Genomic DNA, 16,282 nt, shown 5'->3' with positions numbered 1-16,282 from the left:
CACCCCAACCCGGGGGTTCCGCACCGTGCGCAAGTTGTACGTACTCCTGCTGACCGTGTTCTCTCTGCTTGCTGCCGCCGTATGCACGAGCACGCCCGCCCAGGCCGCCGACAACGGCAGCTGGTCGGTCTTCCCCGCCGCCTCCAAGGTCGGCGCCCGCCCGTACTTCTATCTCTCCGCCGACCCCGGCACGACCATCACCGACAAGGTCGTCGTCACCAACAAGACGGCGCAGCCGCTGACGTTCCGCCTCTACGGGGCCGACGCCTACAACACCGAGCGCGACGGCGGTTTCGCCGTACGCAGCCTCAAGGAGAAGCAGACCGGTGTCGGCGCCTGGGTCCGCACGGGCCAGGACCGTGTCACCGTCCCGCCGCACGGCGCCCTCACCGTGCCGTTCACCCTCAGCGTCCCCGCCGGCGCGATGCCCGGCGACCACCCCGGCGCGCTGGTCGCCCTCGACGAGCGCGTCGACAAGGCCAAGGGCGATGTCGCCGTCGGCGTGCAGTGGGCGGTCGGGGCCCGGGTCTATCTGCGGGTGACCGGGCCGACCGTGACCGGGCTCGCCGTCGAGCACGTCAGCCTCGACCACAAGCAGCCGCTGATTCCGGGTACGGGAGACAGCACCACCCTCATCACGTACACCTTGCGCAACACCGGCAACGTCACCCTCGACCCGAAGGTGCAGCTGAAGGCGGAGGGCCTCTTCGGACGCACCCTGCTCAGCCGCACCCTGAAGAAGGTCCCCTCCGAGCTGCTCCCCGGCCAGCAGGTGAAGCTCACCGAGCCCTGGTCGGGCGCGCCTCAGCTGGAGTGGGGCGATGTGACGCTGACCGCCCGCGCGCAGGACGTGAAGGAGTCCGCGAGCGCGTCGTTCTTCGCGCTGCCGTGGCTGGCGGCCGTGATCCTCGTCGCCGCCGTCGCGGGCGGGGTGGGTGTGTTCAGAGTGCGTCGGGTCCGCGCTCGCCCGTCCTGACGCGTACGGCCGTCTCCACGGGGACGGCCCAGACCTTCCCGTCGCCGATCTTCCCGGTGTGCGCGGCACGGACGACGGCGTCGATCACGGCGTCGGCGTCCGCGTCGTCGACCAGCACCTCGATGCGGATCTTGGGCACCAGATCGATGCGGTACTCCGCGCCCCGGTACACCTCGGTGTGCCCGCGCTGGCGGCCGTAGCCGCTCGCCTCGGTGACGGTGAGACCCTGCACGCCGAGCTCCTGGAGCGCGGTCTTCACCTCGTCCAGCTTGTGCGGCTTCACGACGGCCGTGACCAGCTTCATGCGTGCACCTTAGGTGTGGCGGAGAGCGGGGCGCCGTGCCCCAGAACCCCGTGATCGTAGGCGCTCTCGGCGTGCACGGTCAGGTCCAGGCCCTGCTGTTCGTGCTCCTCGTCGGCCCGGAAGCCGATGAGCCGGTCGATGACCTTGGCGATGCCGTACGTGACGAGGAAGGCGTACGCGGCGATCACGACGACCGCGACCAGCTGCCGCCCGAGCTGCCCGAGCCCGCCGCCGTACAGCAGCCCCTCGGGGCCGCCGGTCATCGAGGACGTCGCGAACAGCCCGATCAGGACGGTCCCGACGATCCCGCCGACCAGGTGCACACCGACCACGTCGAGGGAGTCGTCGTAGTTCAGCTTGAACTTCCAGCCGACGGCGTACGAACAGACCACACCCGCGGCGAGCCCCACGACCAGCGCCCCGACCAGCCCCACGACCCCGCACGCCGGAGTGATCGCGACGAGCCCGGCGACCGCGCCCGACGCGGCGCCGAGGGTGGTGGGGTGCCCGTCCCGCTTCTGCTCCACGAAGAGCCAGCCGAGGAGGCCGGTGCAGCCGGCGGCCAGGGTGTTGAGGAACGCGGCGGCGGCGAGACCGTTGGCGCCGAGCGCGGACCCGGCGTTGAAGCCGAACCAGCCGAACCAGAGCAGGCCCGCCCCCAGCACCACCATGGGGAGGTTGTGCGGCCGCATCGCGTCCTTCTTGAAGCCGAGCCGCGGCCCGAGCACCAGACAGAGAGCGAGGCCCGACGCGCCCGAGGTGATCTCGACGGGCAGTCCGCCCGCGAAGTCGAGAGCCTTCAGCTTTGTGAGGATCCACCCGCCGGGCCCCCACACCCAGTGCGCCACGGGAACGTATACGAGCAGCGCCCAGACGGGCACGAAGACCAGCCACGCCGCGAATTTCGCGCGGTCCGCGACCGCCCCGCTGATCAGTGCGGCGGTGATGATCGCGAAGGTCAGCTGGAAGGTCGCGAAGAGGAGCGTCGGGACGGTGCCGTGCACGGAGCCGACGCCGATCCCCGCCATCCCGAGGTGGTCGAGGCCGCCGATGAGGCCGCCTCCGGCGTCGTCCCCGAAGGCGAGCGAGTACCCGGCGAGCAGCCACACGACCGTGACCAGCGCGATCGAGACGAAGCTCATCATCAGCATGTTCAGGACGCTCTTGGTGCGGACCATGCCGCCGTAGAAGAGCGCGAGGCCGGGGGTCATCAGGAGGACGAGGGCTGTCGCTGCGAGCAGCCAGGCGGTGTCGCCGGTGTCGATACGGGTCACGGAGGGGCACCTCTCCGGGTCGGGGTCCGGTAGAGGCTCGCTCCTCCGCGTTTCGCATCCGCTGCACGCGTGTTTCGTACGGATTTCGTGTTGCGGAGGGGTTACCGGAACCTCACGATGCCGGTCTCGTCGTCCGGCTTGGTCGGCGCTCCCCGCCCGATCGGGGAGAATAGGGCGCATGAGCGTTCACACCCCTGAGACCGAAGCCCCTCACCGGGCCGGCTTCGCCTGCTTCGTCGGCCGTCCCAATGCGGGCAAGTCCACCCTCACGAACGCTCTGGTCGGCCAGAAGGTGGCGATCACCTCGAACCGGCCGCAGACCACGCGCCACACGGTGCGCGGCATCGTGCACCGCCCCGACGCGCAGCTGATCCTGGTGGACACCCCCGGGCTCCACAAGCCGCGCACGCTGCTGGGCGAGCGGCTCAACGACATCGTCCGTACGACGTGGTCCGAGGTCGACGTCATCGGCTTCTGCCTGCCCGCCGACCAGAAGCTCGGCCCCGGCGACAAGTTCATCGCCAAGGAGCTCGCCGGGATCAAGAAGACCCCGAAGATCGCGATCGTCACGAAGACGGACCTGGTCGAGGGCAAGGCCCTGGCCGAGCAGCTCATCGCGATCGACCAGCTCGCGGTGGAGCTCGGCTTCGAGTGGGCGGAGATCGTCCCGGTCTCGGCGGTCGCCGGCGACCAGGTCTCCCTGCTGGCCGACCTCATCGCCCCGCTGCTGCCCCTGAGCCCGCCGCTCTACCCGGAGGGCGACCTCACGGACGAGCCCGAGCAGGTCATGGTGGCGGAGCTGATCCGCGAGGCGGCGCTCGAAGGCGTACGGGACGAGCTGCCCCACTCCATCGCGGTGGTCGTCGAGGAGATGATCCCCCGCGAGGGCCGCCCGGCGGACAAGCCGCTGCTCGACATCCACGCGAACGTCTACATCGAGCGCCCCAGCCAGAAGGGCATCATCATCGGCCCGAAGGGCGCGCGCCTGAAGGACGTCGGGATGAAGTCGCGGAAGCAGATCGAGGCGCTGCTGGGGACCCCGGTCTTCCTGGACCTGCACGTGAAGGTGGCCAAGGACTGGCAGCGGGACCCCAAGCAGCTGCGCAAGCTGGGGTTCTAGGAGGCGTCAGCCTCCGCGATCAGCGCTGTCGCCACCCGGGTGAAGCCCAGGCGTCCGTACAGCCGTGCCACATCCTCGTTGTCCGCGGACAGAAACACCGTCTCCACGCCCCGCGTACGCGCCTCCGCCACCAGCGCCGCCGTCACCGCCAGCCCCAGGCCCCGGCGGCGGGCCGACGGGAGCGTGCCCACCGCTGCCACCTCCGTGACGCCGTTCAGGGGGTTGTGCAGGCCCGAGCCGAGCACCGTGCCCTCCGCTACCGCCGCGGCCACCACCGTGCGGCCTTCGCGGATACGGGCCGCCACCGCCTCCGCGCGGCCGTCCCCCAGGCGCGCCTCGATCTCCTTGGCCAGCTCCGCCGGGCCCGCCTCGCCCACCGCCGTGCCCGGCGCCGCGAACGCGACGTGCGGGACGGCCAGGGCCGCCGAGAGCAGGGGGTCGTCCGCCGTGAGGATACGGACCGACTCGTGCGCGGCGGGGCGCGGTGCGGAGGGGTCCTGGACCATCAGGGGGTGGGCGAGGACCCGTATGCCCGATGCCTCAACCGCCGTACGCAGGGCGGGAGTTGTCTCCTCCACCCACTCGAACGCCTCCGGCACCCCCAGCTCCCGCTGCCGCGCCCGCACCCGGTCCACGTCCGCAGCCGTCGCGGCCGGCCCCGTCCAGCCCAGCGTGGGGCGCGCGTAGAACGGCCAGCCTGCACCCTCCCGTACGAACAGGGTCAGCGCGCCGAAGTCCTCGGTGCGGGCGCCGAGTCGGGGCACACCGTCGTAGTACTGCTCCAGAGCGTTCAGGGTCATGTGGTGCAGTCAAGCCTGTTTCCGCAGCTCAGGCACCCTCTTTTAGGACCCGCGCAATCAACTCGCGCTGCGCCTCCGTCAGATGCGGATCCGCGCAGTGGACCGTACGGCCGTCGACCGTGATCTCGTACTGGAAGCCGTCCGGGACGCCGGCGGGCGGCGCTGCCCGCCCGCCCGCCAGAGCCTGGTCCGCCAGGGCCTGCCACGCGTTCGCGTCGGGGCGGCCCGCCGTGTCGACCGCCGCCCGGCGGTCGAGTCCGGCGAAGCCGCCCGTCTGTCGTACCTGAATACGCATGGGTCCTTTTCTAGTCGCTACGAGCCGGTCGGGACACCCACCTGGGACCAGGCCTTGAGCACGGACTGCTGCTCGTCGCCGTCGCCGAAGCGCGTGTGCGCGGCCTTGACCGTGAGGCGGGCGAAGTCCGCGAACATGGCCTGCTTGCCGAGCTCGCCGCCGGTCAGGACGTCGAACCAGATCTGCCCGGCCTTCTCCCAGGCCTTGCCGCCCAGCGCTGTGGCCAGGAGGAAGAAGGCGTGGTTGGGGATGCCCGAGTTGATGTGGACGCCGCCGTTGTCGCGGCCGGTGGTGACGTAGTGCTCCATCGTCGCGGGCTGCGGGTCCTTGCCGAGGACCGTGTCGTCGTACGCCGACCCGGGCTCCTTCATGGAGCGCAGCGCGACCCCGTGCACGCGCGGGGCGAGCAGTCCGGCGCCGATCAGCCAGTCGGCCTGGTTGGCGTCCTGGTCGAGCGAGTACTGCTTGATGAGGGAGCCGAAGACGTCCGACATCGACTCGTTCAGCGCGCCCGGCTGACCGAAGTAGGTCAGGTTCGCGGTGTGCTGCGTGACGCCGTGGGTCAGCTCGTGGCCGATGACGTCGATCGGGAGGGTGAAGTCGAGGAAGATCTCCCCGTCACCGTCGCCGAACACCATCCGCTCGCCGTCCCAGAACGCGTTGTTGTACTCGCGGTCGAAGTGGACGGTGGCGTCCAGCGGCATGCCGTCGCCGTCGATGGAGTTGCGCGCGTACGCCTTCAGATAGAGATCGAAGGTGGCGCCGAGGCCGGCGTACGCACGGTTCACCGTGGCGTCCTTGCCCGGCTTGTCACCCTCGCCGCGGACCTTGCGCCCGGGCAGGTCCTGGGTGTGGCGGGCGTCGTAGATGGTGCGGTGGACGGCGTCGGCCGCGGCGCCCTTGGGCGGGGCGACGGTCGGTGCGCCGAGCACGGTGGTCAGACGGCGGCTGGTGCGCTGCGCGGAGTCCGCGATGAGAGTGCGGCGGGCGGCCTTCGCGATGGCGGGGTCCTCGGCCTGGACGAGCTTGTCGAGGGCATGGGGCGGCACGATGGTGCAGAAGACGGGATGTGTTGCTTCCATGCTCCGCAACATGGCACTGGGTCATGCCACTGTCACTAGATGCCACCATGATTTCCCGAAATGGAGTGAAGCTTCGCCGTTTAGGCGTTACGTATAGGCGATCCCGCATACTGATACGGGTACGGCGCTCGTGGGGCTGCTGGGCTACTCTGCTGGACATCATGCGTTTCGGGCTGCTTCTTCTTAGTTGCCGCGGCGAGGGTCTGTAGTCGTAGGCCGACCCCCTCCCCGCGGGTCTTGGCGTTGCAGCAAAACCGTCGGCCGTCCCCCAGAGACGGACACGAGGAGCCCTACGCAGATGTCGAATCCGACGCCGATCACCAACGCCACCCAGACGCAGAAGCCGTCCGGAATGCCGGTGCACAAGTACAAGCCGTACGAGCAGGTCGACATCTCCGACCGCACGTGGCCGAACGCCCGGATCACCGCAGCCCCCCGCTGGCTCTCCACCGATCTGCGCGACGGCAACCAGGCGCTGATCGACCCCATGAGCCCCGCCCGCAAGCGCGAGATGTTCGACCTGCTGGTGAAGATGGGCTTCAAGGAGATCGAGGTCGGCTTCCCGTCGTCGGGCGACACCGACTTCAATTTCGTACGGTCCATCATCGAGGAGCCGGGCGCGATCCCCGAGGACGTGACGATCTCCGTCCTGACCCAGGCCCGCGAGGACCTGATCGAGCGCACCGTGGAGTCGCTGCGCGGCGCGAACCGCGCGACCGTCCACCTGTACAACGCGACCGCGCCGACCTTCCGCCGGGTCGTCTTCCGCGGCTCGAAGGACGACATCAAGCAGATCGCGATCGACGGCACGCGGCTGGTCATGGAGTACGCGGAGAAGATCCTGGGCCCGGAGACGACCTTCGGCTACCAGTACTCGCCGGAGATCTTCACCGACACCGAGCTGGACTTCGCCCTGGAGGTCTGCGAGGCGGTCTGTGACGTCTGGCAGCCGGCCGAGGGCCGCGAGATCATCCTCAACCTGCCTGCCACGGTGGAGCGTTCGACGCCCTCCACGCACGCGGACCGCTTCGAGTGGATGTCGCGCAACCTGTCGCGCCGCCCGTACGTATGCCTGTCCGTGCACCCCCACAACGACCGCGGCACCGCCGTCGCCGCCGCCGAGCTGGCCATCATGGCGGGCGCCGACCGTATCGAGGGCTGCCTGTTCGGGCAGGGCGAGCGGACCGGCAACGTCGACCTGGTCACCCTGGGCATGAACCTGTTCTCGCAGGGCGTCGACCCGCAGATCGACTACTCGCAGATCGACGACATCCGTCGCACCGCCGAGTACTGCAACCAGATGGAGATCCACCCGCGCCACCCCTACGCGGGCGATCTGGTCTACACGTCCTTCTCCGGCTCCCACCAGGACGCCATCAAGAAGGGCTTCGACGCCATGGAGGCGGACGCGGCGGCCAAGGGCGTCACGGTCGACGACATCGAGTGGGCGGTCCCGTACCTGCCGATCGACCCCAAGGACGTCGGCCGCTCGTACGAGGCCGTGATCCGGGTCAACTCCCAGTCGGGCAAGGGCGGGATCGCGTACGTCCTCAAGAACGACCACAAGCTGGACCTGCCGCGCCGCATGCAGATCGAGTTCTCGAAGATCATCCAGGCGAAGACGGACGCCGAGGGCGGCGAGGTCACGCCGAAGGAGATCTGGTCGGTCTTCCGCGACGAGTACCTGCCCAACCCGGACAACGCCTGGGGCCGCATCCAGCTGCGTTCCGGCCAGACGACGACGGACACCGACGGGCGCGACACCCTGACCGTCGAGGCGGTCGTGGACGGCGTCGACACCGTGCTGACCGGCACCGGCAACGGCCCGATCTCCGCCTTCTTCGCGGCGCTGTCCGCGACGGGTGTGGACGCGCGGCTGCTGGACTACCAGGAGCACACGATGAGCGAGGGCGCCGAGTCCCTGGCAGCGTCGTACATCGAGTGCGCGATCGGCGACAAGGTCATGTGGGGCATCGGCATCGACGCCAACACCACGCGTGCGTCGCTGAAGGCGGTCATCTCGGCGGTCAACCGGGCAGCGCGCTAGGCACTTCCTCGGCCTGATCGCATTTTCGATGCAGGCCCGCTTGCGAATCGGTACGCACCCCTCCTGACCTCGCACTTCCTTGGTCCCGTCTGCCTGTTGAGGCAGGCGGGACCAAGCCATCTCCTGCCGAGGTGCTGACGCCGCATCATCGATGTGGCTAACATCACGTCAACGCGGCAATGTTGCCGAGGCGTTACGGAGGTGCGACGTGCTGCCAGCCCGAGGTCACAGTGGCAAGAAGTCGATCATCTGGGCAGTCCGTACCTCCTGGGAAACCGTCGGCGACGGCGAGTTCTTCTGCGCCGACTGCGGAGGCGACCGCAACTACCGCCGCCGCACCGGGCGCCGCCGGCTGACGGTCCTGGGTGTACCGCTGCTCAAGCGAGGGACCGAAGGCCCGGTCGTCGAATGCGCTGCCTGCCAGACGCACTTCGGCCTGGACGCCCTCGACCACCCCACGACGACCCGCTTCTCCGCGATGCTGCGGGACGCGGTGCACACGGTCGCGCTCGCGGTACTCGCCGCGGGCGGAGCGTCCTCGCGTACGGCAACGGCGGTGGCGGCGTCCGCCCTGCGGGCGGCCGGCTACGACGACTGCAGCGAGGAGCAGTTGGGGATCCTGGCGGAGGCACTGACGGCGGACGCGGACCCCTGCGGGGTGGCGCTCGCGATCGAACTCCACGAGGCGCTGGAGCCGCTGGCCCCGCACCTGGCCCCGGCTGGCCGGGAGTCGATCCTGCTGCAGGGTGCGCGGATCGCTTTGGCGGACGGCCCGTACAGCCCGGCGGAGCGAGAAGTGCTGACGGCGGTGGGCGGGGCGCTTGCGCTGTGCGACGAGGACACGGTGCGGCTCCTGGCGGCTGCGGCGCGGACCCCTTCTTAGCGGGTGATGGGGTCGGGCCCGCGGCCCCGCCGGTAAGCGACCTTCGGCCGCTTGTCCTCAATCTCCCCCAAGCTCTCGGCTTCGCTCGAGCAGGGGGGACCCCCTCGACGGGCTGGAAATGCCCACCCCCAGCCCCTCCGGCGCTTGAGGAGCGGGGTCTGGGGCGGAGCCCCAGTGGGGGTCCGCGGGGCAGAGCCCCCGGTTTCGGGAAGGGGCGGGATTGGGGAAGCCTTGTACGCGGTGGAGCTGGCGGCTCCGGAGCGGCCGCTCCGCGAACTCCGCATAACGCGACCGCGGACCGCGAACATGCCGTCTCCTCTCGAGCGCTTCCCCCCCACCTTGCCCCACCCGTACTCCCGCGGGAGTAACCCTCCGCTCCCGCCACCCCCGGCAGTACCGCCCAACTCCGCCACCGGTGCGACGATTCGCGCCGCCCCCGACGGGAGTCTGGTGAGGACCGGACATCCGCCCTGGAGGGGAGGCCCACATGAGGGCCGCACAGCAGACACCGACACCCGTACGCCGACCACGCCGCTGGCTCCCCTGGAGCATGCTCGCGTTCTGGATCGCCGTCATAGCCGTCGCAGGCCCCCTCGCGGGCAAGCTCGCCGACGTACAGCAGAACCGCGCCGTCGACTACCTCCCCGCGGGCGCCGACTCCACCCAGGCCGCCAAGATCCAGGACCGGCTCCCCGGCGGCGAGTCCACCGACCTCGTCCTCGTCTACCACCGCGACGGCGGCCTCACCGCCGCCGACCGCACCACCGCGGCCCACCAGATCGACCAGATCGCCGGCGCCCACCGCCTCACCTCCACCCCCCACGCCGTACCGTCCAAGGACGGCGCGACCCTCATGTACCCGGTCTCCACCACCGAGCCGGGGCAGGACGACGACCTCAAGAAGACGTTCGTCACCGAGGTACGCCAAGTCGCCGACGGCAGCGGCGGGTTGAGCGCCGAAGTGGGCGGGCCCGGCGCGATGAACGTCGACGCGCAGGAGGTCTTCTCCTCCCTCGACGGACCGCTGCTCTACACCACCGTCGCCGTCGTCGCGATCCTGCTGATCATCATCTACCGCAGCCCGATGCTCTGGCTCGTCCCCCTCGTCTGCGCGGGCGTCGCCGACGCGCTCGCCATGGCCACCGTCTACGGCCTCAACCGCGGCTTCGACATCACCGTCACCGGCCAGAGCCAGGGCGTGATGACCATCCTCGTCTTCGGCGCGGGCACCGACTACGCCCTCCTCCTCGTCGCCCGCTACCGCGAGGAACTCCGCCGCATCGCCCGCCCGTACGACGCCATGGCCGCCGCCCTCCGAGGCAGCGGCCCCGCCATCCTCGCCTCGTCCGGCACGGTCGCGGCCGGACTCCTCTGCCTGATGGCCGCCGACCTCAACTCCAGCCGCGGCATGGGCCCGATCGCCGCCGTCGGCGTGCTCTGCGCGCTGCTCGCGATGATGACGCTGCTGCCCGCGATCCTCGTCCTCCTCGGCCGCAGGGTGTTCTGGCCGCTCGTCCCCGCGTACGGAAGCGAGCCCAAGCAGGGCCGTTCGCTCTTCTCCGCGATGGGCGCCTCCGCGGGCCGCCGCCCGATCGCGGTCCTGCTCACCGGCGCGGTGGTCCTCGGGGCCCTGGCGCTCGGCGCGTTCAGCCTCCCCGGCGACCTCAAGCAGGAGGACTCCTTCACCACCAAACCCGAGTCGATCACCGCGGCGAAGACCCTCACCGCCGCCTTCCCCGAGCGCTCCACCCAGCCGATCACGGTGCTCGCCCCCACCGACAAGGCGACGGAGGCGGTCGCGAAGGCCCGTACGACCGAGGGCGTCGCCTCCGTGACCCAGGGCCGCAGCGGCAGCGGTTGGACGGAGATCTCGGTGATCGCCACGTCCAAGCCGGAGTCGGCGGGCGAGCAGGCGACCATCCACGCGCTGCGGTCGGGCCTCGACGGTTCGCTCGGTGCGTACGTCGGCGGGCCGAGCGCCCAGCAGATGGACCTGGAGGCCACCAGCGCAAGGGACTTGAAGGTCATCGTGCCGCTGGTGCTGGTCTCCGTCCTTCTGATCCTGATCGTGCTGCTGCGCAGCCTCGTCGCCCCGCTGATGCTGATCGCGGCGGTGGTCGCGGTCTGGGGCGCGTCGCTCGGCATCGCGGGCCTGGTCTTCGAACCGCTCTTCGGCTTCGAGGGCACCGACCCCGGCCTGCCCCTCCTCTCCTTCGTCTTCCTGGTGGCGCTCGGCGTCGACTACGGCATCTTCCTGATGCACCGGATGCGCGAGGAGTCCCAGTCGGGCGCCGAGCCGGCGGCGGCCGCGCTCACCGCGCTCCGTACGACGGGCGGTGTCATCGCCTCGGCGGGTCTGGTCCTGGCGGCGACGTTCGCGGTCCTGATCAACATGCCGCTCGCGATGCTGGCCGAACTGGGGTTCGTGATCGCGGTCGGAGTGCTCCTGGACACCTTCCTGGTCCGTACGTACCTGGTGACGTCGGCCAGCGTGGCCCTCGGCCGCAAGGTGTGGTGGCCGGGCGCGCTGAGCCGTACGCCGGCCGAACCGCCCGCCGCGTCACCCGAGCATGAGCTGATCGGCTCCCGTTGAGGTTCCCGTACCGGAAGATGGTGGGCGTGCCCGCACTCTCACCTCCGCCGTCTCCGTCGCTGAGCGAGCGCATCCTCGTGGTCGTCAACCGCGACCCGATGGACGCGCCGCACCGGCAGCGCAACGACGCCCTCCTCGCGGTGGGCGTCGGTGTGCTGTCGCTGCTCCTCGGGCTGTATTCCGATCCGGCGCTGCGCCCGGACGCGCTCGGCTGGGCGCTGCTGCTCGGCGCCGTGCTGACGGTGGCGTTCCGGCGCCGGAACCCGGTGCGGGCGTTCCTCGCCATGGTGGCCTTCGTCTTTCCGTACCACGCGCTCGACAACGCGCACAGCGCGGCGATCCCGATGTCGATGATCGTGCTCTACACGGTGGCGTCGACGGGCAGGCCGCTGCGGACGCTGGCCTTCGGCGCCATGGCCCTCACCATCATGATCGCGACGGTGACGACCCTCAACCGCCACAACGGCATTGAGCTGCTGAGGACTTCGGGCTGGAACATCGCCGTGCTGTTCTGCGGGGTGGACGTCCGGGTCTACCGCCAGTACGTGGCCTCGCTCAAGGCCCGGGCCGAGAAGGAGGCGGAGCAGCGGGTGACGGACGAACGGATGCGCATCGCCCGCGACCTGCACGACCTCCTGGCCCACTCGATCACGCTGATCGGCGTGCAGACGTCGGTGGCGTCGCACATCCTCACCGTGGACCCGGACCGCCTGGACCGGGCGACGATTGCGAAGGCACTGGACGGGATCGCGGAGACGTGCCGTACGGCGCGGGGCGAGCTGCGTACGACGCTGGAGGTGCTGCGGGCGGACGGCGCCGGGGGAGTCTCGGAGCCGCTCCCCGACCTGGCGGCGCTCCCGGGCCTGGTGAAGGCGTCGTCGGCCGAACTCGACCTGCGGAGCGAGGGGTTGGCGATGGCGCCGGCGACGGAGGCGGCGGCGTACCGCATCGTCCAGGAGTCCCTGACGAACGCGGTGCGCCATGCGGGCGCGGGCGCGCGCGTCCGGGTCTCGGTGTACGGGGAGGGGGAGACGCTGCAGGTGAGGATCGTGGACGACGGGAAGGCGCCGGGCGGTACATCGGGATCGGGGTACGGAATCATCGGGATGCGGGAGCGGGCGCGGAGTGTGGGCGGGCTGTTGACGGCGGGGCCGCGACAGGACGGCGGCTTCGAGGTGAGGGCGGAACTCCCGCTGAACGAAAGGCGGTTGCCCGAATGACGGAGAACCAGACCCCTGTGATCCGCGTCCTGCTGGCGGACGACCAGACCCTGGTCCGGGCGGCGTTCGCGATGCTGGTGGACTCGGCGCCCGGCATGGAGGTGGTCGCCCAGGCGGCGAACGGCCGGGAGGCGGTGGAGCTGGCCCGTGCGTCGCGCGCGGACCTGGTCGTGATGGACATCCGGATGCCGGACATGGACGGCATCACGGCGACGCGCCTGATCGCGGCGGACGAGGACCTGGCAGGGGTGAAGGTCCTGGTCCTCACGACGTACGACACGGACGAGCACGTGGTGGAGGCGCTGCGCGCGGGGGCGTCGGGCTTCCTGGTGAAGGACACGAAGCCGGCGGACCTGCTGGCCGCGATCCGCTTGGTGGCGGCGGGCGACTCCCTGCTCTCCCCGGGCCCGACGTCACGCCTGATCGCCCGCGTCCTGAGGGTGCGCGAAGCCCCGTCAACGGGCGGCCCGGACGGCCTCTCTGAACGTGAGTGCCAGGTGTTGGGCCTGGTGGGGAGGGGTCTGAACAATGCGGAGATCGCGGAGAGCCTGGGCCTCTCACCTCTCACGGCAAAGACGCATGTCAGCCGGATCATGGGCAAACTGGGCGCAAGGGACCGGGCGCAACTGGTGATCATTGCGTACGAATCGGGCTTGGTGGTGCCGGGGGCGCACGGCGTGTAGCCGTACGCCTCGCACCCCACCGGAATCCCCTCCTCCGCTTGCTCCGTACAATCGACCGCCACTGCTGATGGAACACTCGATTCCGGTCTGTTCCAGCACGACGGAGGCGCTTGGCATGGGGGATCACTTTGCGACGGACACCGACCAGCTCGGTTCGTTCCTGACGACCCTGGAAGGCTGCATCCGGGACCTGAACGAGGCGCGTACGGCGCTCGGGCACGTCCGGGCCGACCAGATCGGGACACCCCGCCTGGACGAGGCCTGCGACGGATTCCAGGAGCGCTGGAAGTACGGGTCCGAGCAGACGAAGAAGATGATCGACGCGGTCGGCGCAGGCGTGAAGACGAACAAGCAGGCCTACGAAGAGGTCGAGAAGGCGCTGGAGCAGGCGTTCAAGAAGATGGCGGCGGAGTCGACGTCGGGCGGCACGAACTGATGGCGGCGAACCCCTATCCGGACCTCGGCTGGAACCCGGCACCCGGCATCCCCACCGAGGTCAACGCCCTCCGGTCAAAGGTCACTTCGGCAGCCACGGCGCTCCGCAACTGCCACACCCAGCTGCAGAAGCTGATCGGTGAGAGCAGCTACTGGGAGGGCGACGCGGCGACGGCGTTCCGCGAGGCGATCGACGGCGAGTTGCCGACGTACATCAAGAACGCGGCCCGCTCCCTGGAGAAGGCGTCGGCCCAACTGAAGATCTGGGACGGCGACCTCACGTCCAACCGGGACCTGGCGAAGAAGTACGACGAGGCGGCAGCCGAGAAGAAGGCGGCGGCGAGTTCGGCGCAGCAGCGCCACGACGCGGCGGCGGAACACCCGGACCTCAAGCTGGCGGGCCGGACGTTCCCCTCCCAGGACGAGGCGGACGCGGCGACGGCACGGCTGCGGGCGGCGGAGAAGAGCCTGGGCGAGGCTACGACGGCGCTGGACAGTGCGAATGCGGCGTACAACGACGTCATCCGCAAGGCCGAGGCGCTGGAAATCCAGCATACGGACCAGGCGGAGGGTGTCGCCAGGGCGCTCGACGACGCGACGGACAAGCTCGCACCGCGCGAACCCGGCTGGCTGAGCACGGCAGTTGATGCCATCTGGGGCGGCATCAAGGCGGTCGGCGAGTTCCTGTACGAGCACGCGGGCACGATCGGCGCCATCGCAGGAATGCTGGCACTCTTCCCGACGCCGCTTGCGCCGCTGTTCGCGGGGATCGCGGTCGTGGCGAGTGCGGCTTCCATGACGAAGAACCTCACCGACCCGGAGTTCAGAGATGCTCTGTGGGGCGACAAGACCGGCTGGAACATGGACACCTTCAGCGCCTATGCGTCTTTCGCGGGTGACCTGGTCGGGATGGTTCCAGGCGCTGGAGCTCTCGGTAAAGCAGGGAGCGAAGCCATCGATGCCGCGCGGGTGGCTCGCGAAGGCGGGGAAACGCTTGCCCAGTCGGCGCCGCACGCATCGAAATTCGTGAAGGATATTGTGCCTGCATTCTCCACAAAGGCCGCTTCTGATGCGCGTGAAGGCGCAGAAGCATTTGCTGAAGGTGGCAGAAAGGCGGCACTACGAGTCGCTGAGGTCAGCGTCAGCGGTGTGAATGTGTCAGCGAACCTGGTGTCCTCCGGCGAAAGCCTCGACCTGATTCCGGGTCAGGGTGCTGCACACAACAGCGCGGAGACGACCAAGGCTGCTGCGACCCTCTTCGACATCGCAGGGCTGGTGTCGGCGTGGTGACAACTCTCGCGGAGGCGGGGGTGCGTCCCTCCTTCTGGTACGGAATCCCCCACGGGTACGCGCAGCTGGATCTCGCGCCGTCGACCGACCATGTCGAGGCGATGATGCGGCAGGTCCAGGGCCTGCCCGACGGGGTGCGCGAGCGAGCGTCTCAGGCGCTCCAGTTCTACGCCGGCGCGGTAACGCTGCTGAACGCGCAGAAGGTGCAGGGCTGTGCGATCGGCGTGCATCCCGATGAGGCCGGCGGATACGCGATGTCCGTCCTCACCGTCGCCAGCGTCTCCTCGGCCGGAATTGACCCGAAGCTTGTGCTCGCCGACATGGTGAGGTCGGCTGCGGCATCTGATTCGGGCGAGGGTGTGCGGCCCGTGGAACTTCCCTGTGGAACCGGCCTGTTGGCCGAGACGAAGCGACGCGTGGTGGCGCCGGGACGGCAACGTGCTGAAGGCGACGTCTGGCAAGGGACAGTGGCGGTTCCGGACGCCGGATCGTCGGAGATTGTTCTGGTTCAGCTGGTGACAGCAGCCGTTGATCAGGCCGACGACTATCTGCGGGTGCTTCTCGGTGTCGCCCACACCGTGACGTTCAGCGACCCTGCCCCCGTCCCATCGCCGACGAGCGGCGTGGCCGATTCCATGAGGAGCGACTTCGGATGATCGATGGAGAGGCAGTGGTGAGTGGCGTGGACGTGCAGAGAGCTCTGAAAAGATCGCGCGCTCTCGTATTCAGGCGCTTCGCCACGATTGTGCTGGTGTCGTTGCTGCTCGTTGTACCGGCGCCGCTGTTCCACAGCGGCTTCTTGTTCCCGCTCTCGTTCCTGGGAATCTGCGGCCTCATCTACACGTTCAAAATCCTTCCGCGGTCACTGATCTGGCTTGGTACGTGCAAGCGGGTGCTGGCCGCCTATCCGTCGGTACCGAGGTCGCCGATGGCCGGACAGCAGCGCATGACCAGCAGCAAGGGCTGGAAGATGGTTGTGCTGCTCGGACGGGAGGGCGTTGACCGTTCGCCAGAGATGGCGGCGACTGCGGTACTTGGGCAGCGTCGGGAGATTCCGGCGGAGGGTGCTGAGGCGTGGTTCGCGGGAGACGATCTCTTCGGGGGCGTCATTCTGCTGCCCGGCACGGATGAGCTTCTCCTCGCAGAGCCTCGCGAGTGGGACGAACTGGCCCCCGCCAGGGAAGCGGCGGGCAGAGCCAGGCGGGAGACGGCGAAGCAGGCAGGACTCAGGGGAGGACGGAAGTGACGTACGGAGTTCAAGTCCCGCTGGACAAGCACGC

The 16,282-nt window shown here is 69.6% G+C and carries 16 protein-coding genes; 11 read left to right on the top strand and 5 right to left on the bottom strand.

Translation table 11 applies throughout. The features are described from left to right. The first annotated feature begins 25 nt into the window (after positions 1-25). Positions 26-976 carry a WxL protein peptidoglycan domain-containing protein gene (locus tag OG707_RS11380; RefSeq protein WP_329117090.1) on the top strand — a complete coding sequence of 317 codons (951 nt, stop codon included), beginning with the start codon at positions 26-28 and terminating at the stop codon, positions 974-976. Here OG707_RS11380 and OG707_RS11375 read toward each other — a convergent pair. Both OG707_RS11375 and OG707_RS11370 read right to left on the bottom strand, forming a co-directional pair. Beyond that, complete coding sequence (locus OG707_RS11375) at positions 942-1,280, bottom strand: P-II family nitrogen regulator (protein ID WP_329117088.1); 339 nt, start codon at positions 1,278-1,280, stop codon at positions 942-944. The genes OG707_RS11380 and OG707_RS11375 overlap by 35 nt on opposite strands. Then, positions 1,277-2,554: an ammonium transporter gene (locus OG707_RS11370; RefSeq protein WP_329117087.1), complete on the bottom strand. Its 1,278-nt coding sequence runs from the start codon at positions 2,552-2,554 to the stop codon at positions 1,277-1,279. The genes OG707_RS11375 and OG707_RS11370 overlap by 4 nt, the downstream gene beginning before the upstream one ends. 178 nt (positions 2,555-2,732) lie before the next feature. On the opposite strand from OG707_RS11370, the gene era reads away from it, so the two are divergent. Continuing rightward, on the top strand, positions 2,733-3,674 hold the full coding sequence (gene era, locus OG707_RS11365; protein WP_329117084.1) for a GTPase Era: 942 nt from the start codon (positions 2,733-2,735) through the stop codon (positions 3,672-3,674). On the opposite strand, the gene OG707_RS11360 is transcribed toward era, so the two are convergent. From OG707_RS11360 to OG707_RS11350, 3 genes are read right to left on the bottom strand one after another with little or no spacing between them, the layout of a single operon-like run. Further along, positions 3,671-4,474 (bottom strand): GNAT family N-acetyltransferase, encoded by an 804-nt coding sequence (locus OG707_RS11360; protein ID WP_329117082.1) that lies wholly within the window; start codon positions 4,472-4,474, stop codon positions 3,671-3,673. The genes era and OG707_RS11360 overlap by 4 nt on opposite strands. Positions 4,475-4,502: 28 nt before the next feature. Then, the gene (locus tag OG707_RS11355) at positions 4,503-4,769 is read right to left on the bottom strand and encodes a protealysin inhibitor emfourin (RefSeq protein ID WP_329117080.1); all 267 of its coding nucleotides are present in this window, start codon (positions 4,767-4,769) and stop codon (positions 4,503-4,505) included. 17 nt (positions 4,770-4,786) lie between these two features. Next, positions 4,787-5,851 carry a M4 family metallopeptidase gene (locus OG707_RS11350; RefSeq protein ID WP_329117078.1) on the bottom strand — a complete coding sequence of 355 codons (1,065 nt, stop codon included), beginning with the start codon at positions 5,849-5,851 and terminating at the stop codon, positions 4,787-4,789. Positions 5,852-6,149: 298 nt separating this feature from the next. Here OG707_RS11350 and leuA point away from each other — a divergent pair, with 298 nt between their 5' ends. The 9 genes from leuA to OG707_RS11305 all read left to right on the top strand — a co-directional run bounded on the left by leuA (position 6,150) and on the right by OG707_RS11305 (position 16,248). Next, complete coding sequence (leuA, locus tag OG707_RS11345; protein ID WP_329117076.1) at positions 6,150-7,898, top strand: 2-isopropylmalate synthase; 1,749 nt, start codon at positions 6,150-6,152, stop codon at positions 7,896-7,898. Between the two features lie 208 nt (positions 7,899-8,106). Continuing rightward, the gene (locus OG707_RS11340; protein WP_329117074.1) at positions 8,107-8,781 is read left to right on the top strand and encodes a TerB family tellurite resistance protein; all 675 of its coding nucleotides are present in this window, start codon (positions 8,107-8,109) and stop codon (positions 8,779-8,781) included. Between the two features lie 487 nt (positions 8,782-9,268). Next, positions 9,269-11,374: an MMPL family transporter gene (locus OG707_RS11335; RefSeq protein WP_329117072.1), complete on the top strand. Its 2,106-nt coding sequence runs from the start codon at positions 9,269-9,271 to the stop codon at positions 11,372-11,374. 26 nt (positions 11,375-11,400) lie between these two features. Then, positions 11,401-12,594, top strand: coding sequence for a sensor histidine kinase (locus OG707_RS11330; protein WP_329117070.1), 1,194 nt, complete (start codon positions 11,401-11,403; stop codon positions 12,592-12,594). Further along, entirely contained in the window at positions 12,591-13,277 is a 687-nt protein-coding gene (locus OG707_RS11325) for a response regulator transcription factor (RefSeq protein ID WP_329117069.1), read from the top strand. Before OG707_RS11330 ends, OG707_RS11325 begins: the two co-directional genes overlap by 4 nt. Before the next feature lie 115 nt (positions 13,278-13,392). Then, positions 13,393-13,713, top strand: a complete 321-nt coding sequence (locus OG707_RS11320) for a hypothetical protein (RefSeq protein WP_329117067.1) — start codon at positions 13,393-13,395, stop codon at positions 13,711-13,713. After that, positions 13,713-15,002, top strand: a complete 1,290-nt coding sequence (locus OG707_RS11315) for a hypothetical protein (protein ID WP_329117065.1) — start codon at positions 13,713-13,715, stop codon at positions 15,000-15,002. Before OG707_RS11320 ends, OG707_RS11315 begins: the two co-directional genes overlap by 1 nt. Then, positions 14,996-15,658: a hypothetical protein gene (locus tag OG707_RS11310; RefSeq protein ID WP_329117063.1), complete on the top strand. Its 663-nt coding sequence runs from the start codon at positions 14,996-14,998 to the stop codon at positions 15,656-15,658. Before OG707_RS11315 ends, OG707_RS11310 begins: the two co-directional genes overlap by 7 nt. Then, positions 15,655-16,248, top strand: coding sequence for a hypothetical protein (locus tag OG707_RS11305; protein WP_329117061.1), 594 nt, complete (start codon positions 15,655-15,657; stop codon positions 16,246-16,248). Before OG707_RS11310 ends, OG707_RS11305 begins: the two co-directional genes overlap by 4 nt. Positions 16,249-16,282 lie beyond the last annotated feature (34 nt).

Source organism: Streptomyces sp. NBC_01465 (assembly GCF_036227325.1).
Lineage (GTDB): Bacteria > Actinomycetota > Actinomycetes > Streptomycetales > Streptomycetaceae > Streptomyces.
Note: the sequence above shows the minus strand (reverse complement) of the source record. Positions and strands in the feature narration are given on the sequence as shown.